The organism is Mangrovimonas sp. YM274 (assembly GCF_030908385.1).
Classification (GTDB): domain Bacteria; phylum Bacteroidota; class Bacteroidia; order Flavobacteriales; family Flavobacteriaceae; genus Mangrovimonas_A.
The window spans coordinates 2411551-2437604 of sequence record NZ_CP133091.1 but is presented as its reverse complement, the minus strand read 5'-3'; the positions used below and the strand labels follow the sequence as shown (position 1 = coordinate 2437604).

Annotated in this window: 24 protein-coding genes; 13 read left to right on the top strand and 11 right to left on the bottom strand. The window is 38.5% G+C overall.

What is annotated here, in order from left to right:
- Window positions 1–46 precede the first annotated feature (46 nt).
- Window positions 47–1672: an ABC-F family ATP-binding cassette domain-containing protein gene (locus RBH95_RS10460; RefSeq protein ID WP_307899540.1), complete on the top strand. Its 1626-nt coding sequence runs from the start codon at window positions 47–49 to the stop codon at window positions 1670–1672.
- A 50-nt stretch (window positions 1673–1722) separates the two neighbouring features.
- Here the strand turns inward: RBH95_RS10460 and RBH95_RS10455 are convergent, their stop codons facing one another.
- From RBH95_RS10455 to nhaC, 5 genes are all read right to left on the bottom strand, one after another.
- Entirely contained in the window at window positions 1723–1959 is a 237-nt protein-coding gene (locus tag RBH95_RS10455) for a putative signal transducing protein (protein WP_307899539.1), read from the bottom strand.
- 151 nt (window positions 1960–2110) lie between these two features.
- On the bottom strand, window positions 2111–2368 hold the full coding sequence (locus tag RBH95_RS10450) for a hypothetical protein (RefSeq protein WP_307899538.1): 258 nt from the start codon (window positions 2366–2368) through the stop codon (window positions 2111–2113).
- 27 nt (window positions 2369–2395) lie between these two features.
- A complete protein-coding gene (locus RBH95_RS10445) occupies window positions 2396–2704 on the bottom strand; it encodes a co-chaperone YbbN (RefSeq protein ID WP_307899537.1) in 309 nt (102 codons plus the stop codon).
- Between the two features lie 83 nt (window positions 2705–2787).
- Window positions 2788–3426, bottom strand: coding sequence for a peroxiredoxin (locus RBH95_RS10440; RefSeq protein ID WP_307899536.1), 639 nt, complete (start codon window positions 3424–3426; stop codon window positions 2788–2790).
- A gap of 146 nt (window positions 3427–3572) precedes the next feature.
- Complete coding sequence (gene nhaC / locus RBH95_RS10435) at window positions 3573–5090, bottom strand: Na+/H+ antiporter NhaC (RefSeq protein ID WP_307902249.1); 1518 nt, start codon at window positions 5088–5090, stop codon at window positions 3573–3575.
- Window positions 5091–5166: 76 nt separating this feature from the next.
- Between nhaC and RBH95_RS10430 the strand changes: the two genes are divergently transcribed.
- Window positions 5167–6183, top strand: a complete 1017-nt coding sequence (locus RBH95_RS10430) for a metal-dependent hydrolase (RefSeq protein ID WP_307899535.1) — start codon at window positions 5167–5169, stop codon at window positions 6181–6183.
- 59 nt (window positions 6184–6242) lie between these two features.
- Here the strand turns inward: RBH95_RS10430 and RBH95_RS10425 are convergent, their stop codons facing one another.
- Window positions 6243–7466 (bottom strand): aminotransferase class I/II-fold pyridoxal phosphate-dependent enzyme, encoded by a 1224-nt coding sequence (locus tag RBH95_RS10425; protein WP_307899534.1) that lies wholly within the window; start codon window positions 7464–7466, stop codon window positions 6243–6245.
- Between the two features lie 159 nt (window positions 7467–7625).
- Here RBH95_RS10425 and RBH95_RS10420 point away from each other — a divergent pair, with 159 nt between their 5' ends.
- The 6 genes from RBH95_RS10420 to pnuC all read left to right on the top strand — a co-directional run bounded on the left by RBH95_RS10420 (window position 7626) and on the right by pnuC (window position 11673).
- Window positions 7626–8084: an Lrp/AsnC family transcriptional regulator gene (locus RBH95_RS10420; RefSeq protein WP_307899533.1), complete on the top strand. Its 459-nt coding sequence runs from the start codon at window positions 7626–7628 to the stop codon at window positions 8082–8084.
- 1 nt (window position 8085) lies between these two features.
- Window positions 8086–8484, top strand: a complete 399-nt coding sequence (locus RBH95_RS10415) for a hypothetical protein (RefSeq protein WP_307902274.1) — start codon at window positions 8086–8088, stop codon at window positions 8482–8484.
- Window positions 8391–8711, top strand: coding sequence for a CPBP family intramembrane glutamic endopeptidase (locus RBH95_RS10410; RefSeq protein WP_307899532.1), 321 nt, complete (start codon window positions 8391–8393; stop codon window positions 8709–8711). Before RBH95_RS10415 ends, RBH95_RS10410 begins: the two co-directional genes overlap by 94 nt.
- A gap of 129 nt (window positions 8712–8840) precedes the next feature.
- Window positions 8841–10241, top strand: coding sequence for a dihydrolipoyl dehydrogenase (gene lpdA / locus RBH95_RS10405; protein ID WP_307899531.1), 1401 nt, complete (start codon window positions 8841–8843; stop codon window positions 10239–10241).
- Between the two features lie 80 nt (window positions 10242–10321).
- Window positions 10322–11107, top strand: a complete 786-nt coding sequence (locus RBH95_RS10400) for a 2OG-Fe(II) oxygenase family protein (protein WP_307899530.1) — start codon at window positions 10322–10324, stop codon at window positions 11105–11107.
- Complete coding sequence (gene pnuC, locus RBH95_RS10395; protein WP_307899529.1) at window positions 11107–11673, top strand: nicotinamide riboside transporter PnuC; 567 nt, start codon at window positions 11107–11109, stop codon at window positions 11671–11673. The genes RBH95_RS10400 and pnuC overlap by 1 nt, the downstream gene beginning before the upstream one ends.
- Before the next feature lie 68 nt (window positions 11674–11741).
- On the opposite strand, the gene RBH95_RS10390 is transcribed toward pnuC, so the two are convergent.
- From RBH95_RS10390 to RBH95_RS10375, 4 genes are read right to left on the bottom strand one after another with little or no spacing between them, the layout of a single operon-like run.
- On the bottom strand, window positions 11742–12521 hold the full coding sequence (locus RBH95_RS10390; RefSeq protein WP_307899528.1) for a S1/P1 nuclease: 780 nt from the start codon (window positions 12519–12521) through the stop codon (window positions 11742–11744).
- Between the two features lie 4 nt (window positions 12522–12525).
- The gene (locus tag RBH95_RS10385) at window positions 12526–13878 is read right to left on the bottom strand and encodes a DEAD/DEAH box helicase (RefSeq protein WP_307899527.1); all 1353 of its coding nucleotides are present in this window, start codon (window positions 13876–13878) and stop codon (window positions 12526–12528) included.
- Window positions 13879–13917: 39 nt separating this feature from the next.
- Window positions 13918–14808, bottom strand: a complete 891-nt coding sequence (locus tag RBH95_RS10380; RefSeq protein ID WP_307899526.1) for an aldose 1-epimerase family protein — start codon at window positions 14806–14808, stop codon at window positions 13918–13920.
- A gap of 11 nt (window positions 14809–14819) precedes the next feature.
- Window positions 14820–17507, bottom strand: coding sequence for a hypothetical protein (locus tag RBH95_RS10375; protein ID WP_307899525.1), 2688 nt, complete (start codon window positions 17505–17507; stop codon window positions 14820–14822).
- Window positions 17508–17612: 105 nt separating this feature from the next.
- Between RBH95_RS10375 and pabB the strand changes: the two genes are divergently transcribed.
- From pabB to RBH95_RS10355, 4 genes are all read left to right on the top strand, one after another.
- Window positions 17613–18911, top strand: coding sequence for an aminodeoxychorismate synthase component I (pabB, locus tag RBH95_RS10370; RefSeq protein WP_307899524.1), 1299 nt, complete (start codon window positions 17613–17615; stop codon window positions 18909–18911).
- 80 nt (window positions 18912–18991) lie between these two features.
- The gene (gene tilS / locus RBH95_RS10365; RefSeq protein ID WP_307899523.1) at window positions 18992–20305 is read left to right on the top strand and encodes a tRNA lysidine(34) synthetase TilS; all 1314 of its coding nucleotides are present in this window, start codon (window positions 18992–18994) and stop codon (window positions 20303–20305) included.
- A gap of 3 nt (window positions 20306–20308) precedes the next feature.
- Window positions 20309–21925 (top strand): adenine deaminase, encoded by a 1617-nt coding sequence (gene ade, locus RBH95_RS10360; protein WP_307899522.1) that lies wholly within the window; start codon window positions 20309–20311, stop codon window positions 21923–21925.
- Between the two features lie 55 nt (window positions 21926–21980).
- Entirely contained in the window at window positions 21981–22943 is a 963-nt protein-coding gene (locus RBH95_RS10355; protein WP_307899521.1) for a YheT family hydrolase, read from the top strand.
- Here the strand turns inward: RBH95_RS10355 and RBH95_RS10350 are convergent.
- On the bottom strand, window positions 22924–24408 hold the full coding sequence (locus tag RBH95_RS10350; RefSeq protein ID WP_307899520.1) for an SLC13 family permease: 1485 nt from the start codon (window positions 24406–24408) through the stop codon (window positions 22924–22926). The two genes, RBH95_RS10355 and RBH95_RS10350, sit on opposite strands and share 20 nt — an antisense overlap.
- 92 nt (window positions 24409–24500) lie before the next feature.
- Between RBH95_RS10350 and RBH95_RS10345 the strand changes: the two genes are divergently transcribed.
- Window positions 24501–26039 carry a YifB family Mg chelatase-like AAA ATPase gene (locus RBH95_RS10345; RefSeq protein WP_307899519.1) on the top strand — a complete coding sequence of 513 codons (1539 nt, stop codon included), beginning with the start codon at window positions 24501–24503 and terminating at the stop codon, window positions 26037–26039.
- Window positions 26040–26054 lie beyond the last annotated feature (15 nt).

Genomic DNA, 26054 nt, shown 5'->3' with positions numbered 1-26054 from the left:
TGTGGATTCATTTGTCTACTTTTGCAAAAAATTAAAACAAATTATTATGCTATCAGTTTCTAATCTTTCAGTTCAGTTTGGTAAACGAGTTCTCTTCGATGAGGTGAACACAACTTTTGCCCAAGGGAACTGTTACGGTATTATTGGAGCAAACGGAGCAGGAAAGTCTACGTTTTTAAAGATTTTATCGGGTAAAATGGATCCTACTTCAGGACATGTGCATTTGGAACCTGGAAAACGTATGAGTGTGTTGGAGCAAAACCATAACTTGTATGACGAACATACGGTTTTGGAAACTATCATTATGGGAAATAAGCCCTTACACGAGCTTAAAACTCAAATTGATGCTTTGTATGCTGATTATACCGATGAGAATGCTGAAAAGATAGGGGAGCTTCAGGTACAGTTTGAAGAAATGAATGGTTGGAATGCCGATAGTGATGCCGCTGCCATGCTTTCAAACTTAGGGATCAAGGAAGATTTGCACTATATGTTGATGAAGGATTTGGATGGTAAGCAAAAGGTACGTGTGCTTTTGGCGCAGGCCCTTTTTGGAAATCCAGATGTACTGATTATGGATGAGCCTACCAACGACCTGGATTATGAAACTATTTCTTGGTTGGAAAATTTCTTGGCAGATTATAACAACTGTGTCATTGTGGTATCTCACGACCGTCACTTTTTGGATGCGGTTTGTACGCATATTTCTGATATCGATTTTGGAAAGATTACGCATTATTCAGGAAACTATACCTTCTGGTATGAGTCTTCGCAGTTAGCGGCAAGACAACGGGCACAACAAAACAAGAAAGCAGAAGAAAAGAAAAAGGAATTGGAAGAGTTTATTCGTCGTTTTTCTGCCAACGTTGCCAAATCTAAACAGGCAACCAGTAGAAAGAAAATGATTGACAAGTTGAATATTTCCGAGATCAAGCCTTCTAGCAGACGTTATCCCGCTATTATTTTTGAGCGCGATAGAGAAGCGGGAGATCAAATTCTCAACATTGAAAATCTTTCTGCTACATTGGATGGTGATTTGTTGTTCCAAAATGTTGACATCAATTTAGCAAAGGGTGATAAGGTTGTAGTATATTCCAAAGACTCTCGAGCGACTACAGCATTCTATCAAATTATCAATGGTAAGATGGAAGCTGATTCTGGAAGCTACTCATGGGGAGTAACGACTTCTCAGTCTTATTTGCCTTTAGATAACAGTGAGTATTTTGAGAATAAATTGACTTTGGTAGATTGGTTACGTCAATGGGCTACTACCGAAGAGGAGAGAGAAGAGGTTTACATTAGAGGATTCCTTGGAAAGATGATCTTTAGTGGAGAAGAAGCGCTGAAGACGGCAGACGTATTGTCTGGAGGAGAGAAGGTACGTTGTATGCTAAGTAGAATGATGATGATGAGAGCTAACGTATTGATGCTTGATGAGCCAACAAACCACTTGGATTTGGAAAGTATCACCGCTTTCAACAATTCACTTAAAAACTTTAAAGGAACTGTATTGTTCACTACTCATGACCACGAGTTTGCCCAAACGGTTGCAAACCGAGTGATTGAGCTAACGCCAAACGGAATTATCGATAGATATTTAACCTTTGATGAGTACATGAGCGATAAGAAAATTAAGGAACAAAGAGAAAAGATGTACGCTATAGAAGCCTAATCTTTTAATTTGAACACATAAAAAAAGCCTGAGATTATCTCAGGCTTTTTTTATGCTTCCATTTCAGATCTTACAGATTCTACAATGTGAACTGCCTTGTCCAATTCGTCCTTATGGACGTAAAGTTCCTGGAATCCCTGTATGGACGATCCAAAACCGGCCAATCTACCAGATTCCGATTCATCTTTGATGATAGGTTCAATGCCTACATCTTCAAGCTTGCTTATCATGAGCTGTACCATAATAAAGTTGCCAGAGAAAATTTTTATGTAATTGTCTTCGCTCATTGTACCAATATTTAATGTACTTAAGATACGAAAAATTGGGGTAAGGGAAGTGAAAAAAATTGAGATAGTAACTCCAATTGCAGGTGTATGGGTACAAAAAAGCCCTTGAAATAAGTTTTCAAAGGCTTTTTATATGCTTTTTTTAACCAAATTATTTGTCAATAGATCCCATTACACGTTTCATAAAGCCATTAAGAGCTTCCTTTTTAGGGGTACCTTCCTTAATCAATTTATGGACTTCAACGGCTCCATACATGTTGGAGATCAACTCGCCAATAACGTCAAGTTCTTCATCTTTAAGCGATGGAACCTCTGTAAGCGCCTCAAGGGTCTCGATGGTTTCAATTACGAAATCTTCGTCGTTTTCCTCAATAAATTCAGTCAAATGTTTTATTACCGGTAATTTCATTGCTTATAGATTTTTTCCAATAATGGTTTAAACAACTTCCGATACTAGGTCCTTCAAAACCTCAAATTTGTTGGTCTGCACTTGGTTTACAAATGCTCCATTTTTAAAGGTTGCAAATGTTGGAAGGTTATCCACATTGGCCAACTTTCTAGATTCAGGAAATTTTTCGGCATCCGCTACTACAAAAGCAGTGCTTTCGTTTTCTGAAGCCAATTTTTTGAATTTTGGTTTCATGATTCTGCAGTTTCCGCACCAAGTTGCTGAAAATTGCACCACAACAGTATCGTTGGAGTTGATGATGTCCTGTAGGTTATCTTGATTTAATTCTTGTACCATAATGAAAAGTTTATGATTGTGAGTAGGATCCAAGCAAGCCAAAAAGTTTGGCCAGCTTGGATTTTAATTTGTTGTAACGCTTATTAGTGAGAAGCCAAGTAGCTAGCAACACCATCTCTGTTGGCGTTCATAGCGTCTTTACCTTCTTCCCAGTTTGCTGGACAAACTTCCCCTTTTTCTTGAACGTGAGTCAAGGCATCGATTAAACGAAGGTATTCTCCAACGTTTCTTCCTAATGGCATGTTGTTGATGCTCTCGTGTTGTACAGTTCCTTCTTCATCGATGATGTAAGTAGCTCTGTAAGTTACGTTGTCACCTTCTACAGTTACAACACCAGTTTCTTCGTTGTAAGTTTCGTTGGTGATATCTAAGATTCCTAAGGTAGAAGCTAAGTTTCTGTTAGAATCGGCCAAGATTGGGTAAGTTACACCTTCAATTCCTCCGTTGTCTTTTGCAGTGTTCAACCATGCAAAGTGTACTTCTGGAGTGTCGCAAGATGCTCCGATTACGATTGTGTTGCGCTTTTCAAATTCAGCTAAAGCAGCTTGGAATGCGTGCAACTCAGTAGGGCATACAAAAGTAAAGTCTTTTGGGTACCAAAATAAAACTACTTTTTTCTTGTTGTTTACCGCTTCTTCAAGAACGTTGATTTTATAGGTGTCACCCATTTCGTTCATTGCGTCTACGTTTAAATTTGGAAATTTTTTTCCTACAAATGCCATAATAGTATATTTAAATTGTTAGTAATTTTCTAGGTGCAAATATACTACTTCATGCAGGTTTATTGGGGTTGCATGATTTTAAAAATTTATTAAATAATAGTTTTATTCAATGGAGGTAAAATGAAAGTATAGTTTTTTGTTATTTGTTAAAAATGAGCCTTGGAAATTTGCTTTATCTTAATTTTAAAGGCCGCATAAAATAAGGTTGTAAACGGGCTCAGGTAATTAAAGAAGGCATAGCCGGCATACGATAAAGTGTCCACACCCAACACGCCGCTTTGGTAGGCGCCACAAGTATTCCAAGGAACTAACACCGAAGTTACTGTCCCTGAATCTTCAAGGGTGCGGCTAAGGTTTTCTGGTGCCAATCCTTTATCTTCAAACGCCTTTTTATACATTCTTCCAGGAATTACCAAAGCCAAATATTGATCACTGGCAAGGGCATTCAATCCGATACAACTAATAACGGTACTAGCAAAAAGACCGAAGACAGAGTCAAACAAATTCAATACGGCCTTACTGATTCTGGACAAGGCGCCAATGGCATCCATCACACCTCCAAAAACCATGGCGCAAAGAATTAGCCAAATAGTGCCCAACATACCGTACATACCTCCCGAGGAGAATAAATCATTTAATTCGGCACTAGAAGTGGTTACCGAAGTATCTACTGTAATAGCAGTCATAATACCTTTGTAGGCTGAGAGGAAAGTTAGCTCTGAAGCACCAGTTATTTGTTTGACAATTTCTGGTTGAAAAATTAGGGCAAACACACCGCCCAGTAAGGTTCCAGCCAAAAGTGCAGGTAAGGGAGGCGTCTTTTTTACAATCATAAAGATGACCAATGCAGGCACCAAAAATAGCCAAGGCGAAATATGAAAGGCACTACCTATAGCATTCAACATTTCCGAAGTATCCGCATCACCTTTTACATCAAGAGACAGGCTAATAATGATAAACAGTACTAAAGTAATGATCAAGGTAGGTATTGTGGTATACATCATATATTTAATATGAGAAAACAATTCGCCTCCTGCCATAGCTGGAGCCAAATTGGTAGTATCACTTAAAGGAGACATTTTATCACCAAAATAGGCACCTGAAATTACGGCGCCTGCTGTCATTCCTGGATTAATGCCCAAAGCATTGCCAATCCCTATAAGTGCAATCCCCACGGTTGCAGAGGTGGTCCAGCTACTTCCCGTAGCTACCGATATAATAGCACAAATGATGACACAGGCTGGTAGAAAAATTGACGGACTTAAAATTTGAAGTCCGTAATAAATCATAGACGGAATGATACCGCTAATGAGCCATGTTCCCGCCAAAGAACCTACTAAAAGTAAAATTAGAATTGCCCCTGAAGTAGATTTGATGTTTTCGGCTACTTCTTCCATCATTTGGTTAAAAGATACCTTATTGAAGTATCCAACAATGGCGGCTACAGCTGCTCCTAAAAGTAGGATAAACTGATTGCTTCCGCTTAGGGCGTCATCTCCAAAGGCCTCAATAACATTATAGCCTAGCATTAACACCAATGCCAATACAGGAATCAAGGCTTCCCAAATGCTTAATTCTCTATTCTCAACAATATGCTCGTCTTGTGGTTGGGTGGGTTTTATTTCCTGGCTTTGCATGGATGGCTTGCGTTTAGTATTGGAGATGTAATGTTACGATTTTGAAAGGTATTCTGCAAATAGAAACAGTTGTGTACATTTGTCTTTAGTTGCAAGAAATTTTATGGATTCATTAACCCAAATTGTTTTAGGTGCTGCCTGTGGAGAACTGGCACTAGGTAAAAAAATAGGAAACAAGGCTTTGTTATTCGGAGCCATAGGTGGTACCATTCCAGATTTGGATGTGTATGTTGGCAGGCTTTTGTATTCCAATGAAATTGATATTATGATGTTCCACCGTGGATTCATGCATTCATTTTTGTTCTGTTTTATAGGGACGTTTGCTTTTGGATGGTTGGCCTACAAACTGTATAACACAGGACAGCGGAAGGATACTACTGCTATAAGCGATTGGTTTTGGTTGTTTGGATTGTCGCTTTTTACCCACCCAATATTAGATTGTTTTACGCCTTATGGAACCCAATTATTCACGCCATTTTCAAATTATAGGGTAGCCTTTAATAACATCTCCGTGGTGGATTTTGCTTATACCTTGCCTTTTTTGGGCAGCATGGTGTTGGTCATGCGGTTTAAGCGCTCAAATTCAAAACGATTATTTTGGACAAAGTTGGGCATGGGAATTAGTTCATTGTACATGTTATTTACCTTGATTAATAAATTATATATAAATAGTGTTTTTGAAAGATCTTTTAAGGAAGCCAATATATCCTTTTCAAGATTTAGAACTCAGCCAACAATTTTAAATAACATATTGTGGTACGGTATTGCCGAGGCGGATAACAATTATTATATCGGGTATTATTCGTTGCTGGATACAGATGCGCAAGTTAAACGAGTAATGTCTGTTTCAAAAGATCATGATTTTATTGAGGTATCCCATCCTGATATGCAAAAATTATCTTGGTTTAGTGATGGGTATTTCAATTTGGTCAAGGAAAAAAAAGAAATTCGGTATAATGATTTGCGGTATCCTATGTTGAATCCAGACGATCCAAATTCTTCTATTTTTAGTTTTTATTTGGAGCAACAAGGGAGCCGATGGGAAATTAAACCGTTTCAGGAGGAAGCCCCAGGTAGAGAAGATTTTGAACTGTTTTTTAAAAGAATAAAGGGAATTTAATGCAAAACGCCTTTCAATGAAAATAGAAAGGCGTTTTGTTATAAAAACAGAATAAAATTCTAAACTTCCATTTCAGATACTTTGCTCAGAATATTAAGTTCTTCCATACAGGCTCTCATCATTTCGTAGGTACGCTCAATATCGGCGTCCAAACCAATAGAAAAACGGATCAGGCCATCGGTAAGTCCCATTTCGGCTTGTTCATCTTCTGGAATTTCAGAAGATGTAGAGCTTCCCGGCGCACTGAAAAGTGTTTTGTAGAACCCTAAACTTACGGCCAAATATCCTAAGTTTCGCTCTTGCATAAGTTCCATTAATTCGTTGGCTTTGTCTAAAGAGCCTACATCAATAGTCAACATACCACCAAAACCGTATTTTTCGTTCATCATGCTTTTGAACAAATTGTGGGATGGATGTGATGCCAATCCAGGGTATACAGTTTTCAAGCCATCAGCTTCAAATTTTTTAGCCAAATAAGTGGCGTTATGGCTGTGTTGCATCATACGAATGTGAAGCGTTCTCAAGTTTTTCAACACTGAAGACGCTCTAAGACTATCCATAGTAGGTCCTAATAACATAGAAGCACCATCGTTTACATTACGAAGCGCATCGATAAACTCTTGGCTACCACATACTACACCTCCAACGGTATCACTGGAACCATTAATGAATTTTGTAAGACTGTGGATTACCACATCAGCTCCCAATTTTACTGGGCTAATGGACAATGGGGAAAATGTATTGTCTACCACCAACGTCAAATTGTGGCGTTTTGCAATTTCGGATAACCCTTTAATATCGGCTACTTCCAAAAGTGGGTTGCTTACGGTTTCGCAGTAAAGTACTTTGGTGTTTTCGGTAATGGCCGCTTCAACGACATCTAATTTAGTAATGTCTACAAAAGACGTGGATACATTAAAACGTGGCATAAAATTCTTCAAGAAGGCATACGTTCCTCCGTAGATGGTTCTACTGGAAACGATATGTTCTCCTGCGCCACACAATTGCATCAATACTGGGGTAATGGCACCCATTCCAGAGGCGGATACGTTTGCTGTTTCCGTACCTTCCATTGCTGCTAATGCTTCTCCTAAATATAGGTTGGAAGGAGAAGAGTGACGTGAATAAAGGTAGCATCCATCTGCATTCCCTTCGAAAGTGTCGAACATGGTTTTTGCAGATAAAAAGGTGTAAGTTGAAGAGTCTGAAATGGATGGGTTGACACCTCCAAATTCTCCAAAATATTGTAAGTCTTGTATTTTGTTTGCGGGTTTAAATTCCATGGTTAAATTTTTTGTTTACTCTTCAAAATTGATAAATTATAGAATAATTGTCAATAGTATTTCGATTATTGGGAAAATAAAACTGTAATACTTGGTTTTTATGGTTAAATTTACACTGAAATAGATAGATTCGCTTTTCCTTTAGAAATTTTTTCAACCATGACTTTGGACAAAACAGATTTAAAACTCCTCAAATTACTGCAGGCAGACAGCAAGCAGACCAATAAAGAACTTTCCAATAAATTGAACCTGTCCGTGACTGCAGTTTATGAACGCATCAAGAAATTGGAGCGGGAAGGGGTCATCCAAAAATATGTGGCGCTTTTGAATAAGGAATCGGTGGATAGAGGGTTTGTGGCCTTTTGCCATATCAAGCTCATTCAGCATTCACATGATTATGTGGTAAAGTTTGAAGAGGAAGTTGCCAATTTAAAGGAAGTCGTAGAATGCTATCATATAAGTGGCGATTATGATTATTTATTGAAAGTTATGGTGCGAGATATGGAAGATTTTCGGAAATTTATGGTAAACAAACTCACTTCCATTAATCATATTGGAAGTACACACAGTATGTTTGTAATCAATGAAGTAAAGCATACTACGGCTATTACAGTGTAACATGGAATCCAAAACTTACAGGTGGCTTGAATTTTTAATCATTTTTGTGATTTTGCCGGTAAGTTTTGCTTTGGAATACCCTCCGGTGATTAAACTATTTCTAGGAAGTGTGGGGTTTTTGTATGTAATCTACCTTTTACTGAAAGTGGAAGACGTAAGGTTTCAATTGTCCCCAACCATCAATTGGAAAACATTTTGGAAACTTACTTTTGCCAAATTTCTCATCATAGCAATCCTCACTACCTCCTTTGTGTATTTTACGGATAAGGGAAATTTGTTCTGCGTTTTACTTTCCAAACCCAAAATGTGGGTGTTGATTTTGTTTATGTATGCGCTTTTTCTGTCTATCCACAAGAACTTATTTATAGGACGCTGTACTTTAATAGGTATCAAAATTTAATGAAAAGTAAGTGGATATCTATAATCTTAAATGCACTTGTGTTTTCAATGGCGCATTTAATGTTTAAGAATACATTGGTACTCATCATGACCTTTTTGGGAGGCTTATTGTTTGCCCTTACTTTTTTAAAGACAAAATCTACCACTTTGGTATCAATAGAGCATGCCATTTATGGGAGTTGGTTGTTTACCGTGGGCATGGGCGATATGCTTGGATTTCCATCGTAAAAGCTTTAATGTTAAATAGAAACGGATAATTGAGAAATCTACTGGATAAGAGATTGTTTTTTCATGGTTGTGACCTAAAACATTTGTACTTTTGTAATCGTTTTAACAAAATCGAATAAACAAAACCTTATGAATTCATACGATGTAGCCGTTATAGGCTCTGGTCCTGGAGGGTATGTGGCGGCCATTCGCTGCGCCCAATTGGGAATGAAAACAGCAATCATAGAAAAATATTCAACACTTGGAGGAACTTGTCTTAACGTAGGATGTATTCCAAGTAAAGCCCTTTTAGATTCTTCTCACCACTACGAAGATGCCGTAAAGCATTTTGAAGAGCACGGAATTGAAATTCCAGGAGACATCAAAGTAAACTTGGAAAAAATGATTGCCCGTAAACAGGCAGTGGTAGACCAAACTACTGGTGGTATCGATTTCTTGATGAAGAAAAACAACATCGATGTTTACGAAGGTTTAGGAGCGTTTAAAGATGCTACTCATATAACGATTACAGGTAAGGAAACTATTGAGATAGAAGCTAAGAATACGATTATCGCTACAGGTTCCAAACCTTCAAGTTTGCCATTTATTGAAATAGATAAAGAGCGAATCATTACTTCTACGGAAGCCCTAAAATTGAAAGAAATTCCAAAGCACCTTATCGTTATTGGTGGTGGTGTAATAGGTTTAGAGCTTGGTCAAGTGTACAAGCGTTTAGGAGCTGAAGTAAGCGTTGTTGAGTATATGGACCGTATCATCCCAACTATGGATGGTGGTTTGTCTAAAGAATTGAACAAGGTATTAAAGAAGCAAAAATTCAAAATCAATACCTCTCACAAAGTAAAATCTGTGGAGCGTGTTGGTGATGAAGTAGTGGTTAAAGCTGACAATAAAAAAGGAGAAGAAGTAGAGTTTAGAGGAGATTATTGTTTGGTGTCTGTTGGACGTCGTCCTTATACCGATGGTTTAAATGCTGAAGCTGCTGGTGTGAAGTTGAACGATAGAGGACAAGTTGAAGTCAATGACCATTTACAAACTTCGGCTTCCAACATTTACGCTATTGGAGATGTTGTAAAAGGAGCGATGTTGGCCCATAAAGCTGAGGAAGAAGGCGTATTTGTTGCTGAAACTTTGGCCGGACAAAAGCCGCATATCGATTATAATTTAATTCCAGGGGTTGTGTATACATGGCCAGAGGTTGCGGCTGTAGGAAAATCTGAAGAGCAATTGAAAGAAGCTGGTGTAGCCTATAAAGTTGGGCAATTCCCAATGCGTGCTTTGGGTAGAAGTAGAGCTAGTATGGATTTGGATGGATTTGTAAAGGTACTTGCCGATAAGCAAACTGATGAAATTCTTGGAGTACATATGTTAGGAGCCCGTGCAGCCGATATGATCGCGGAAGCGGTAGTCGCTATGGAATACAGAGCGTCTGCTGAGGATGTTTCGCGTATGTCCCACGCTCACCCGACCTTTACAGAAGCTATTAAAGAAGCGGCTTTGGCTGCAACAGGAGATAGAGCTTTACATGTGTAATTACACATTAAGCATATTTTAAGTGTTTACCAATTTTAATGAGCGGTGTATTTTAATGATGCACCGCTTTTTATTTGTCTATGAATTTAAAATTTTCTTCCTCAAAACTACCTCAGATTATTGATTCTTATACCGACTCAGTGCCTAATGATACTATCCGCATTGCCTTTAAAGAGTTTGTTGGTCAACCGTTACCATATAGAAAGCAGTTCCTTCAATCTGAATTCATCAAAGCTTTTGATGGGTATTCTTTTATAGGGCAAGAGGATAGTTTGAATCAGTATAGTACAGATATGCTGCATTCTTTTGTGCTTTCTGAATTCACGGATGCAGAAAAGTTTCCAAAGGAATTTCAACTGTTTATAAAGGAGGATTTTCCAAGATTAAAACAACAGGTCCAAGCTTTTGAATTGGAATGTCTAGACCATTTGGGGAATTCAGAGTTGAAAACTGTTTATGAGGAAAATTTTGGCCACATGGTATCCTGTAATTATTACCCAAAACCAAGCGATTGCAATGTTGTTGGGTTTAATGAGACTCGTTTATCCAATCATGTGGATGTATCTTTGTTTTCGGTGTTTCCGTGTGGTTTAAAGGAAGGCTTATCTTATTTAAATAATCAAACTGAAACCATAACCTTAGGAACAAAACAAACCATGTTTGGTTTTGCAGGTTATGGATTGGAAATGCTAAGTCAAGGTTCAGTGACAGCTTTAAAACATCAGGTGGATCTGCCAAAACAATTGGACGAAGAGCGTTTTTCTATGGCATTCTTTTCTATTCCCAAACCAGATGCATCTTTTACATTTTTAGGAAAGCATTACAATGCAAAGGATTATTATAGCGACTATCTAAACCTCTTTTAATGGAACTAGCACTTGAAGTTACGGCTGTAATATTTGGACTCGTTTATTTGATTCTTTTGATAAAGGAGAATCGATTTTGTTGGTATTTTGGCATTGCAGGTTCTTTGTTGAGTATTTTCCTATTTTATAGGATTAAACTTTATTCCGAGGCAATTCTGTATGTGTATTATGTCATAATCGGCTTTTATGGTCTGTGGATGTGGACAAAAAATAATACTAAGACCAATCAATTAAAAGTGAGCAATAATACTATTATTCAAAATATAGGTTTGGTAGTAATAGGAGTGAGCCTGTCTGTAATTTTAGGGAAGTGCTTTGATGTTTATACAGACGCTGTCAGTCCATATTTAGATGCTTTTACAACCATTTTTAGTTTTATTGCCAGTTATTTGGAGGCGAAAAAAGTACTCAGTGCTTGGGGGTTTTGGATTGTAATTAATAGTCTTACATTGTTCCTGTATTTTAATAAGGATCTTAATTATTATTTAGGGCTAACTTTAATTTATACCGTATTTTCTTTTATTGGTTTTGTAAAATGGAGAAGGTCTCTTCTTGCGTCGGCATAGGATAAAAAAAAGCAACAGTTAATTTAACTATTGCTTTTTTGTGGATAATTTTTTTATTGCCGGGATTTTTAAAACAGATCGTTTAAAACTTTTGCTAAACGAATACCTCCTTTTTGCAATTGAGAGCGAACCGTTCCAAAATGCTCGTAAGAATATCTGTTTCTTAGATTGTCACCTTCCTCGACCGAGGCATATACTGTTTTTGCCAATTGTTGCGATTCTTGAACCCAGTCCAAAAGAGAGCCTTCCTGTATGGCTTTTACCTGCTCCTTGGATATATAGGCGGTATTATCGGCCAATTCGGAATAACTCATGTTAAATGCGTCAATCATTTTACTGTCCCAAACACTGTGTAAATTGGTGTCACGAAATTGCCATTGCACCTTAATATCATTTCCTCCCCGGTCTTCAAGACGGCCAACATGTAAGGGTTGGTGAAGGTCACCAATTAAGTGTACCAACATTTTTAAGTAGAAAGCTTTGTCTGCCATAGAAGCATTGTCATCAGTGATAATAGCTTTGCAGCGCTCTATACCAACTATCAAATCGCCTTCAGGATTTTTTGTGGAACTTTCATAGCTTTCATCAAAATCCATATTCACAAAGTGCCAGGTGTAAAATTCATTATAACGATTGTCCGATTTTATTTCGTCGGCAAAGGTTGAGGTAAACGCTAGAGATTCGTGATTGAGGATCTTTTTTATATTACGCTTAGCCTTTCCAGTAAGATATTGGTCGGCAATGGCCCCTATAGTTCTGTGGCCTGTTTGGCCCCATTTAAGAGCGGCATTTAAAGGTTGAATAAGGAATGCTAAAGTGAAAAGGGCGATGGTGAGTTTTGCTTTCATAATATTATTTCCTTTTTTTTCGTCTGTTGAAATTTTTATCTCCTCTAGTTTTAGGCTTTTTATATTTCTTAGCTATTTCCCTTCGGTAAGAGCCTCCCAAGTTTTTCTTTTTATTCTTTTCAGATTTTTCGTGGAATGCTGGTCCGGGAACATCTTCCTGCGATCGTTTTGTTGGATTGTGGTGTTCTTTTATTTGTGGGCGTTCTTCTTCAATAAGTTCCTCGGAAATAGCCACAGATTCAGGGAAAGGAAGCAATGGTATTTCCATGTCCATATAGGCTTCAATTTCTGAAATATATTCTAACTCTGCCTGTGTTGAGAAGACTAAAGCGTGTCCTTTTTTCTCAGCCCTACCAGTCCTTCCTATGCGGTGCATGTAGTTTTCAGGGTAGTGAGGAGTGTCAAAATTGATCACGTGGGAGACATTGTCAATATCCAATCCTCGAGCCATAACATCGGTAGCAATCAAAATGCGGTTGTCTCCAGCTTGAAACTGAGCTATACTGCGCAATCTGTAGTTTTGGGTTTTGTTGGAATGGATTACACAACATTCATCGTTAAATTCTTCCTCCAATTGATCAAATAAACGATCGGCCATTTTTTTGAAAGCCACAAAAATGATGACTTTATTATAGGTATCCTTGTCACTCAATAACTCACGAAGTAAATTTACTTTTGTGTAGAAGTTTTTGACTTCATAACGTTCTTGGATGATGTTTTCCAATGGAGTTCCCGAAACAGCAACCGTAACACGTTTGGGAGCAATAAAAAATTGGGAAATCAATTGGTCTACGTCCTCTGTCATAGTTGCAGAAAACATGATGTTTTGCCGGCGTTCCGGAAGAATATCGAAAATATTCATCAATTGATGTCTAAAGCCAAGGTCTAGCATCACATCAACTTCATCAATTACAAGTTTCTGAATCGATTTTAATTGTAACACCCTGCTTACGCCCAAATCGTAAAGACGCCCTGGTGTGGCAACCAAAATGTCAAGACCTTCAGCAACAGCTCGTTTTTGTGTATTGATGTTGGTGCCTCCATAAACTCCTAATACGCGAACATTGATATATTTGGCTAGTTTTTCTATTTCTTCAACCACCTGTACCACAAGTTCTCTAGTAGGAACCAATACTAAGACTCTAGGATTGTCTTGAGTAGAAAACTTTAGATTTCTCAGGATAGGAAGCATATAGGCAAATGTTTTACCCGTTCCCGTTTGTGCGATACCTACAACGTCTTTACCTGAAGCTACGACATTAAAAGCTTGTTCTTGAATAGGCGTTGGGGTGCTAAAACCCAAATCTTCAAGGGCATTGTAAAGCGGGGTATTTAAATTAAGGTCTTGAAAAGTCACAGTTTATATTTTGTTGCAAATCTACCACATTAAATCAACTTAAACTAAAAGGGAATTTTCCACGGTTATGGTGTAGTGTGCTTCAAAGCTTTTATTTGGAGCCAATTTTATAATAGCTTCTTTATCTTTCAGTAGTTGATTTGAATTGACGTTATCAGCAACGCCTAGCCATGGTTCAATGCAAACATAATCAGCATTAGGTTTGGCCCATATGCCTAAATAGGGAAAGTCTTGGTAAGAAACACTTAATAGAGGTCCTTTATTTTTACTGGTTAAAGTAACTTTTTTAGATTTTAGGTCTTTAAAAATTAAAGCATCCTTATCAAAAAGGTGATAGTTTAGAGGTAGTTTGCTGGTATTGTTGAGTACCAATTCGGTTTGGTTGTTCAAAAGGCCAGATTCAGGATCCAGTAAATGGGTTTTGCTGTGTTCTTCAAACTCAAATTCTAAATGGTAATCACTGTAAGTTTCATTTGGATATACGGGGCATTTAAAGGCGGGATGTGCTCCTAATGAAAAATACATGTCTTGATGATCGGTGTTTTTTACGTTATGGGACACAATAATCGTGTTTTCTTTTAATTGAAAGGAAGTGTAAAACTCAAATTGAAAAGGATATGATTTTAATAGTTCTTGACCTGAAGCCAATTTGAAGGTCAATTTGTCTTGAGTAATTTCATGAACTTCGACAGAAGTATTACGCCTTACAAACCCATGTCTGGGTAATTGATAAGTTTTTCCATGATGAAGAAAAGTATTGTTTTTCAGGCCGCCAACAATTGGAAATAGTACAGGTGCAATGCCATTCCATACATCAGGGTTGCCATTCCACATAAATTCTGTTTGGTGATTTACAGAGGTAATGGCTGAAAGTTCCGCTCCTGTGGGATTGACGCTTAGGCGTAATAGTTCGTTTTTAAGGTGTAGCATTCTATTGTTTTTTAATAGCCGTATTGCAATAAATCAGGAATTAAATCAAGTGCTTGACTTTTCCAGTCCTTTTCTAAAGTTTCATAACCAGTATAAGATTTATACTTTTTAAAAGGTTTGTCTTTAGAAATAGGGGTCACGGGGCCTACCAAACCAATATATTCATCGTCATCTTCTTCATCTTCATAAGAGTAGGCTATAGCATAAAAAACCTCATCATCTTTTGATATTTTTCCTAATACATCCAAGTTGTCTGGGTAGGTCTCCTCTTCACCTAAATAGTTATAAAGGACCAGTTGGGCAAAGGCTTCGGGTTTGGTATATTTTTTAGGAACCTTCTCAAATTGGTTTGTTTTATGGTATACTTCCATCATTTCATATCTAGAGAAGAGGCTGTCCAGTTTTTGTTCCGTATCGTCACTATCGACTTTAAACCCACAATGTATTCTGGCGGTCAATGCTCGTAAACTGAGCCAATCGTTGTCTTCAACATTAATTAGTGCTTTTGTAAAGGCATCGGTTGAAGGGGTTTTGTGTGGAATTGTATTGAACAATGACAAGTAACTATACATTAAAGAAGTTGTTTTGTAGTTGTAGTCATCGCTTTCTTTCATTTCAAAATAGGTTTCCAAATCACTGTTAGTATGTTCTAAAAGTGTGTCTAAATTTTCGGAAACCAAGCTCTTGTGCTCAGGGTGTTTTTGTACGATGCTATTAAAAATTTCCAAAATATCATCACGATAGGACTTATTATGGTTAAGGCTTAAAAGAAGCTTGTAGTTTTCTATAGCAAAGGACAATGAATCTCTATACGGAGATGTTACGCCGTAGCTGTAATTTTCAGGGTTGGATGGAGGAGCAGTAGCCAATAAGTTATTAAAAACTTTAAACTTGTCACTGTTTGGTAGCTCTACAAGGGTGCTTAGAATATGCGCTTTAATAGTGTCGTTGGTGCTGGGTTTTAAATACAATGTTTTTAAGAAAGCCAAAGTGGTACTGTCGTTGGTAATACTGAGTTCGTCCAGAATTTCATGACTCACTTTCTGCTTGTTTTCAGCAGAGGCATAGGTGTCTTCTATGGCATTGTAGAGTTTAGGTAAATCCTCAGCTTCAAAAATATAGTAATCGAAGGCTCCTATCGCTTTTTGGAATGTAATAGAATCAGTTGCTTTTAGGTCCTTTAAAAGTAGGTCTGTTTTTGATGAAAACAAATCAAAATCAGGCTCCTTGGACATTTCTTTATAAGATGAGAATATGGTATTGGTAAGCTCACTGTTCATGGCTTCCTTGCTTAAGTAGCCTGTTAGTAGGAACAAACGCTTATTTTCTAACCAAATTTGGTGTCTGGTGGTGACTTTAGTGTGTTTGTTTTGAATATAGAATTCCAAAGCCTCCTTGTTGTTGATGGTGATGTCCTTTTGACTTAAAATTGAATCGTTCCACGATAATAGGGAGTTTACATTAGTTTCAAAAAACTCCTTACGACTTTTTATCTTGAAATAGTCTCTAAGATCGCTATAACCAAACTGGTAAACGTCCCCAGAAAGTTTGTTTAGGGCAAAATAATCGTGTGAGTTTCTTAAATAAACACTTTCGTACCCCAAGCTATCTATGGTTAGGATATTGTCTTCGGGAAACTGTATCTCAAAGTTGGTGTTTTTTGGACTTAAAGTTTCTAAATCCTCTTCATTAGGAGCTTCAAATTTAAAACTCGAAAAGAACTGATTGTCTGTAGAGGCTTTCTCTGTTGGATTTAATTTTTGTTGCAGCAGGAGGTATGTTCTATTTCCTCTAATGTAAATTCTGCAGATGGAATGGTATTGATCTTGGATTAAAAGTTCATATTCTCGACCTTCATACCCATCAAGATAAATGGTTTTTCCTTCTCCAATTAATGAGGCTTTACCAGCAAAATTATCTTTTATAGATTCAAATGCTCCAATTGGGTCCTCCATGTAATAGCCCATTGGTTGGTCGTTGTAGCGAAATAGATAATTGTCCCCTTTTTTAAGATCCTGGACGTTGTACATGTACAAGTAATAAGGTTCTCCATCTTCATCAATTGGGTTGGGGTGCGCCTTGGAAAGATCTATTGGTTCACCAGGAAGTTTCAGGGAAAAGGCACCTTCAGTATTTTTGTAATCAATCCAAGGAATTTCTTTTTTCGGTTTTGGAGCAGCTATGGCTACCGATTCAAAAAAATGAGCGGTCCTAGTGTCGTCAATTTCATTAGCGTCGTCCTCTACGGATTGGTAGTACAAAATATCGTTTTGTAAAGTGAATTGTGCATTCATCAATTTTTTGGAATTGAGCTTTACCGTAATTTTATATCTTAAGCCATCCCCATACTTTTGGCGTTTCTTATCCAACAGCTCTCCATTTAAATTGTTCACAATATTGGTAATGAAGCTGTCCATAATATCATTAGGAGCGCTGTCCTTGTTCATGCCCCTAAAATCCAGCGAAAAGAATGAATAGATTCTGTTGGAGTTTGGGCCGTTGTAGCTGTGCATTACAAAAGCGTCGTAATCATCAGAGTAATTGGGAGCTTCTGGCAGTTCAAGAGAGAATCCGGTGGCTTCATCAGTATAGGTGTACCAATCGTTATCAGATAATCCTGCTTTGGTCAAGTTTGCTGTAAGTAGAAAAAGTAGTGTTAATAGCTTTGTAAATGAACGGTTTGTGAAAATAATTTTCATAAGTGTTAATAGTAGGGTTGAATTTGGCTAAGTAATGGGAGCAATGTTATCGTATTTGGCAGTTTCTTAATAAATTTGGCGCATTCAAAACGCATTCCATATATTTTGAGAACTACACATAAGTTTCGCATCCCAAACGTAGAGCAATATAAACAAAAATTATTGTTTTGGGCACAGCAGTTTAACGAAGTAGTCTGGCTGGATTCCAACGATTATCATAATCAATATTCAAGCTACAATGCCGTTTTGGCGGTGGATGCCTTTACCTGTATCCAAACAGATTATTACAATGCCTTTGAGAAGTTGAAAGAATACCAATCCATCACAAAAGATTGGCTATTTGGTTATTTAACTTACGACCTTAAAAATGCCGTAGAACGTTTGGAGTCCAAGAATTTTGACGGACTCGAGTTTCCAGATTTGTTTTTCTTTCAACCTAAGAAACTGTTCCTGATTAAAAATGATGAAGTTGAAGTGCAGTATTTGGGAGCTGTGGATGATGAAATGGAGGAAGATTTAAAGGATATTGAAGCATTGGATGTGGCTTCTGAAACACATGCAAGTTCTCCCAATAATGTAAAGGTGAAACTTCGTATGCATAAGGATGAATATTTTGAAAAAGTAAATGCGGTTTTGGACCATATTCATCGTGGGGATATTTATGAAGCCAACTTTTGTCAAGAGTTTTATGCCGAAGACACAGAAATTCATCCGTTGGAAACCTATTTAAAACTGGATGCCATTTCAAAGCCCCCTTTTGCTACTTTTTTAAGGCTTAACGACAAGTATTTAATGTCGGCTTCTCCAGAGCGTTATATCAAAAAGGAAGGTTTGAAGATTACGTCACAACCTATCAAGGGAACGGCAAAACGGTCCCAAAACCCTGAGGAAGACCTATTGTTGAAAGAACAATTATCTAAGGACGAAAAGGAGCGCAGTGAAAATATCATGATTGTGGATTTGGTGCGGAACGATTTAGCGCATACTGCCACCAAAGGAAGCGTGGTTGTAGAAGAATTGTGTGAAGTCTATACCTATCCGCAGGTGCACCAAATGGTGTCTACTGTTACGTCTCAAATTGCAGCGTCTACCAATCCTGTAGATGTCATTGCCACTACATTTCCTATGGGCAGCATGACAGGGGCTCCAAAAATTTCAGCTATGCAAATCATAGAAGCGTTGGAAGATACCAAGCGAGGCCTGTATTCTGGTGCCGTTGGCTATTTTTCTCCGCAAGGTGATTTCGATTTTAATGTGGTGATAAGGAGTATTCTGTACAATGCGGAAAAGCGATATGTGTCCTATTCGGTTGGCGGGGCAATCACCGCTAAAAGCAATCCGTTGAATGAATATGAAGAGTGTTTGGTCAAGGCTAAAGCCATGCGTGAAGTTCTGGAAAACTAAAGTTTCTTAGTGTTCCTGAGGAGGAAAAACCTACAACTTGGTTATATTTGAATTAAACATTCATTTTTAACCACCTTTTTATGACACTCGACACCTTTAAGGCGCATATTGAACAGCAATTCCCAGGATTTTTTGAAAGTAAATTGCTTATTGCCATTTCTGGTGGGGTAGATAGTGTGGTGTTGACTCATTTGTGTCATCAACTGGGGTTGGATGTCTCCTTGGCGCATTGCAATTTTAATTTACGTGGAACAGAGAGTGATGGCGATGCTGATTTCGTATTTCAATTGGCTAAAGATTTAAGCTTAGATTTATTTTTGGAGAGTTTCCAAACGGAAGCTTATGCGGCAGAGCATAAATTGTCCATTCAATTGGCAGCAAGGCAGCTGCGCTACGATTGGTTTGACGAATTGGCTAAGCAACTTCATTTTGATTATGTCCTCACAGCTCACCACGCCGATGATAATTTGGAAACATTTTTAATCAATTTAACTAGAGGGACAGGACTCGATGGTTTAACCGGAATTCCTGAAGTGAATGGTTTGTTTGTAAGGCCATTGTTGCCCTTTTCAAGAAACAGTTTGGTAGAATATGCAGAGGAACATCAGTTAACTTGGCGAGAGGATAGTAGTAATGCGTCTACAAAATACCTGCGAAATAAATTGCGCCATGATGTGATTCCTTTGTTGAAGGAAATCAATCCAAAATTGTTGCAGAATTTTGAGAAAACTATTGGGTTTTTAAAAGCGTCTAAATCAATTATTGAAGATCGTGTGGAAGAAGTGGAAGATTCCGTGATTAAAGAAATCTCCGAATATGATGTGAAATACGATATCTCCAAAATAAAAGCATTGAGCAATCCCAAAGCCTATTTGTATGAACTTCTAAAAGCCTACAATTTCACCGAGTGGAATGATGTGGAAGATCTTTTGGATGCCCAGTCAGGAAAGCAACTCTTTTCTGAGACCCATCGTTTGATTAAAGATCGGGAGTTTCTGTTGTTGAGTGAAATTGAGGACAAACAGGAAACGCTTATTCTTGTGTCTGAATGTGATGATAAAATAAAAACACCTCTTGGAAATTTGTGTTTTAGTGAGGCTGCTGAGGTGTCCAATCAAGGACCCAATGTAATTTTTGTGGACAAGAAAAAGCTCAAATACCCATTGACTATTCGGCATTGGAAAGAAGGTGACTATTTTCATCCATCGGGAATGAAAGGGAAGAAGAAATTGAGCAAATACTTTAAGGACGAAAAAATGTCCTTATTGGAAAAGGAAAATGCGTTGGTGCTTTGCTCGGGTGATTATATCATTTGGGTGATAGGAAAACGTCCCGATGGTCGTTTTAAAGTTTGTGACCATACGCATCATATCATTAAAATAGAATTAAAATAGACTATGGTATTACAGGGACAAATCGTAGATATTCCAAATAGAAGGATTTTTAAAGGGGAAGTCACCATACGGGATGGAAAGATTTTCTCTATTGAAGAAAAGGAACATGGCATTGAACATTTCATTCTTCCGGGTTTTGTAGATGCCCATATCCATATTGAAAGTTCCATGTTGGTGCCCAGTGAATTTGCCCGATTGGCAGTGTGTCATGGTACGGTGGCTACGGTGTCCGATCCTCACGAAATTGCCAATGTTTTAGGAGTGGAAGGTGTGGAATTCATGATTGAAAACGGTAAACAAACGCCCTTTAAGTTCAATTTTGGGGCTCCATCCTGTGTACCGGCAACTAATTTTGAATCGGCGGGAGCGGTCATCGATTCCGAAGGGATTAAAACACTTTTGGAAAATCCTGAGATAAAATATCTGGCCGAAATGATGAATTACCCCGGGGTGTTATTTCAAGATGAAGGGGTTCTTAAGAAAATTGCTTTGGCCAAACATTATAACAAACCTGTCGATGGACATGCGCCCGGATTGCGAGGAGACGATTTGTCTACCTATATAAATGCAGGAATTACTACCGATCATGAGTGCTTTACGTATGAAGAAGGTTTGGAGAAACTGCAGAAAGGCATGAAAGTGTTGATTCGGGAAGGTAGTGCCGCTAAGAATTTTGAAGCCTTGATAGAATTGTTGCCTGACCATTGTCACAACATGATGTTTTGTAGTGATGACAAACATCCAGACGATTTAATTGTTGGTCACATTAACCAGCTTTGCGCTAGAGCCATTGCCAAAGGTCATGATGTGTTTAACGTGTTGCAAATAGCTTGCGTGAATCCTGTGAAGCATTATAGCCTTGAGGTAGGATTGCTTCAAGAGGGAGATATAGCGGACTGCATCGTGGTGGAAGATTTGCTGAATTTTAAAACACTGCAAACCTATATTGGAGGTGAATTGGTTTTTGATGGAAAGAGCCTCATTGAGCCAATTACTTTTAAAACTCCTAACAACTTTGAGGCAGAGCCCAAACAAATTTCTGATTTCAAAATACCATCTTTAGCAAAACAAATTAGGGTCATTGAAGCCTTGGATGGCGAATTGGTAACTAACCCACTAATAGAAGAGGCCTTGGCGGTTAATGGTGAATTGGTATCCAATACTGAAAAGGATATCTTGAAAATGACCGTGGTGAATCGCTATGAAAACCAGAAACCAGCTTTGGCATTTATAAAGAATTTTGGCTTGAAAGAAGGGGCGATTGCTAGTTCTGTAGGTCATGATTCTCATAATATCATTGCCGTGGGAGTGGATGATGCTGCACTTTGTAAGGCTGTTAACCTAATCATAGCCAATAAAGGTGGGATTTGCGTTGTCTCTGATAAGGAAGAGCAGGTGGTGCCGCTTCCTGTGGCTGGAATCATGAGTGATCAAGATGGGGTGTCAGTAGGGAAAGCTTATGCCGAGTTAAGTCAAAAAGCAAAACAATTGGGCAGTATTTTGCATGCACCTTTTATGACCCTATCCTTTATGGCATTGTTGGTAATTCCGTCACTCAAACTGAGTGACAAAGGGCTTTTTGATGGCAATGCCTTCAAATTTGTGGATTTAGAACTGTAAACTGTTTTTAAATAGGTATTTCATTCTTAGTTTTGTCTCCCATAAATAATGTACTATGCCTATTCTTCATTCGGACTATAAACCACCTGTGTTATTAAAAAACGGATTTGTCTCTACGGTTTATTCCGGATTGATTCGTAAAGTGAAAGGCGTGGAGCAGGAACGTGAACGCATTACTTTGTCCGATGGCGATTTTTTGGATTTGGATTGGAGCTACGCCGAAACCAAAACTGACAAACTCATAATTGTTTTACATGGTCTGGAAGGGAATGCACAACGCCCTTATATGACAGGTGTTGCCAAATTATGCAATGCCAATACTATTGACGCCGTTTGTGTGAATTTCAGAGGTTGTAGTGGGGAGGATAACTTAAAATTCTATTCCTATCATTCTGGAGCGACCAATGATTTGGATGAGATCATTCAGCATATTTTGAAAACCAAATCCTATTCACAGATATTTTTCCATGGCGTGAGTCTTGGTGGAAACATAGTGCTTAAGTATTTGGGCGAACGAGAAGAATTGGTCCCTGAAATTAAGGCTGGAGTTGCGGTGTCTGTGCCTTGTTATCTTCAAGGGTCGGCCGAGGAATTACATACCTTTAAAAATGTTCTTTTTCACGATCGATTCAAAAGACATTTGCTCAATAAATTAAAGGTGAAACAGCTAAGATATTCGGAAGAGTTGAATGATGCTGTATTACAGTCCATTAAAACATTAAGTGATTTTGATGACGTTTATACTTCAAGAGCACATGGTTTTAAGGATGCGGTGGATTATTATGAACAATGCAGTAGTTTACAATTCTTAAAAGGTATTAAAGTTCCGACTTTAATCATCAATGCACTGAATGATTCGTTTTTATCACCGGAATGTTACCCTGTAAAAGATGCCAAGGAAAATCCTAATATTTATTTGGAGATGCCCAAGCATGGAGGTCATGTAGGCTTCTGTTTGAGAAATGGGTTTTATTATAATGAAAAACGGACTTTAGAGTTTATTCAGGGATTGGATTAAGCCTTAAACTTTCAGGAAAGCCTAAGAGGTTGATATCCCAAAGCTCAGGAAGCACAAAATAGACAAACAGTGTGATGATGAGAATGGATACCAAATTCATTACAACCCCTTTACTTACCATGTCGGGAATTCTTAAATAACCAGACCCGAAAACAACTGCGTTAGGAGGTGTTGCAACCGGAAGCATAAAGGCACAAGATGCCGCTACGGCTGCGCTAACCATCAAGATAAAAGGATGCATGTCTACCGTTAAGGCCATAGGGGCCAATACGGGAAGCAACATGGCGGTTGTGGCTAGGTTGGAAGTGATTTCAGTTAAGAAATTAACAGCCGCAATCAGAAGTAATATTATAAGAAAGGTTGCAATGCCTGTTAGCGAGGTCATTTGATTGCCGATCCAAAGAGCAAGTCCGCTGCTTTCAAAGCCTTTGGCAAGAGCCATACCGCCACCAAACAAAAGAATAATGCCCCAAGGGAGTTTTTGTGTGTCTTCCCAAGAAATCAATTGTTCGCATTTGGTTTTGGAGGGGATAAAGAATAATACCAGTGCAAAAAGGATAGCAATAATGGTGTCGTCTAGCCCTGGCAGTAGGTTTTGAAGTAAAAAGGATCTGGTGATCCAGCAAAATGCTGTAGTCGCAAAAATTGCAGTCACCCATTTTTCTTCATAACTAATGCTTCCTAGTGATTTTAGAAGTTTTTCGATTTCTTCTTTGCCTCCTGGAAATTCCTTTTGGTGAAATTTAAAAGCTACTTGGGTTAGATATTTCCAACAGATAAAAAGCATTAAAACAGAAATGGGAAATCCAAACAGAAACCACTGTAGAAAGGTAATTTCATAATTGTAGGTGCTCTTCACAATGCCTGCTAACACCAAATTGGGAGGAGTTCCAATCAAAGTGGCGATGCCTCCAATGGAAGCGCTGTAGGCAATGGCGAGCATTAAAGCTTTTCCAAAGAGCTCGTTTTCATTTTTCAAGGTTTTGGGATTGTCCTTTAACTGGTTGATGATGGCCATACCAATGGGGAGCATCATGACAGAAGTGGCTGTATTGGAAATCCACATAGACAGAAAGGCGGTGGCGACCATAAACCCCAAAATGATTTTATGAATGTTGGAGCCAATAAGATTGATGATGTTTAGGGCGATGCGTTTATGGAGGTTCCATTTTTCAATAGCAATGGCAATAATAAAACCTCCCAAGTAAAGAAAAACATATTTATGGCCGAAGGATGCTGTGGTGGATCCTATGTCCAAACTGCCGCAAAGCGGAAACAAAACTATCGGTAAAAGCGCGGTGGCTGCAATGGGGATGGCTTCGGTAATCCACCAAACGGCTATCCATGCGGTGGATGCCAATACACCGTTGGCTTCAGTGGAAAGACCTTCAGAATGGAAAAATAAGCGAATAAGAATAAACAGAATCGGGCCAAGGAAGAAACCAATGCGTTTTGTGGTACTCATGTAATAAATGCTTTGTCATGTAATAATAGTGAATTTTCAAACAATATTATTATTTCCCAAATTTTCCTATTTTTAAGCAAAACCAATCAACGATGCTAAAAAAGGTCTATGGAAGTGCTGTGTTCGGAGTTGAGGCTACTACGGTTACGGTGGAAGTTAATGTGGACAACGGCATAGGGTATCACCTTGTGGGATTGCCCGATAACGCCATAAAGGAAAGTAATTTTAGAATTGCAGCAGCGCTTCAGAATAACGGCTATAAAATTCCAGGGAAAAAGATCATCATTAACATGTCTCCGGCAGATTTGCGAAAGGAAGGCTCTGCCTATGATTTGACTTTGGCCATTGGCATTTTGGCAGCTTCAAGTCAGATTAAAGCCGAAGCTCTGGAATCATATTTGATTATGGGAGAATTGTCTTTGGATGGTACCTTGCAGCCTATAAAAGGGGCATTGCCCATTGCAGTGAAAGCTAGAGAGGAAGGCTTTAAAGGTTTTATTTTACCGAGTCAGAATGCTAAGGAAGCAGCCATTGTAAATGACTTGGAAGTGTTTGGAGTGGATAACATCACGCAGGTCATTAACTTTTTTGATAAGGAGGAACCTTTAGAGCAAACCATTATCAATACGCGTGAAAAGTTTTATAAAAACCTAGAGTTTCCTGAATTCGATTTTGCGGATGTCAAAGGGCAGGAAGGTATCAAGCGCTGTATGGAAATTGCGGCGGCAGGTGGGCATAACATTATTTTAATTGGGCCTCCCGGAGCAGGAAAGACCATGTTGGCAAAGCGTTTGCCTAGTATTTTGCCGCCTATGACCTTAAGTGAGGCCTTGGAAACCACAAAAATACACTCGGTAGTGGGGCGGGTGAAAGAACACACAGGGTTGATGTCACAACGGCCGTTTAGAAGCCCGCATCATACCATATCAAATGTTGCGCTTGTAGGCGGTGGGAGTTATCCGCAACCAGGTGAAATTTCATTGTCGCATAACGGAGTATTATTCTTGGATGAACTTCCAGAGTTTAAAAGAGAGGTATTGGAAGTGATGCGGCAGCCCTTGGAAGATCGGGAAGTGACCATTTCTAGGGCAAAGTTTACCGTGACCTATCCCAGCAGTTTTATGTTGGTGGCCAGTATGAATCCCAGTCCTAGTGGGTATTTTAATGATCCTAGTGCACCTGTGACCTCTTCTCCCGCAGAAATGCAGCGGTATTTGAGTAAGGTCTCAGGGCCTTTGTTAGATAGAATTGATATCCATATTGAAGTAACCCCAGTGCCTTTTGAAAAACTCTCCGATGACAGAAAGGGAGAGGCTTCCGTAGATATTAGAAGGCGCGTAACCAAGGCTAGGGAAATGCAATCGACACGCTTTAAGGAATATGATAATGTGCATTACAATGCGCAAATGAATACCAAACAAATCAGAAACTATTGTGTATTGGATGAGGCTTCCAAGCAGTTGTTAAAAACGGCTATGGAACGCTTGAACCTGTCTGCGCGGGCCTATGACCGTATTTTGAAAGTGGCAAGAACAATCGCCGATTTGGAAGGCAGTGCTGAGGTTCAGGGAGCTCATATTAGTGAGGCTATTCAATACAGAAGTTTGGATAGGGAAGGTTGGTTAGGGTGATTGGCCTAAATTTTA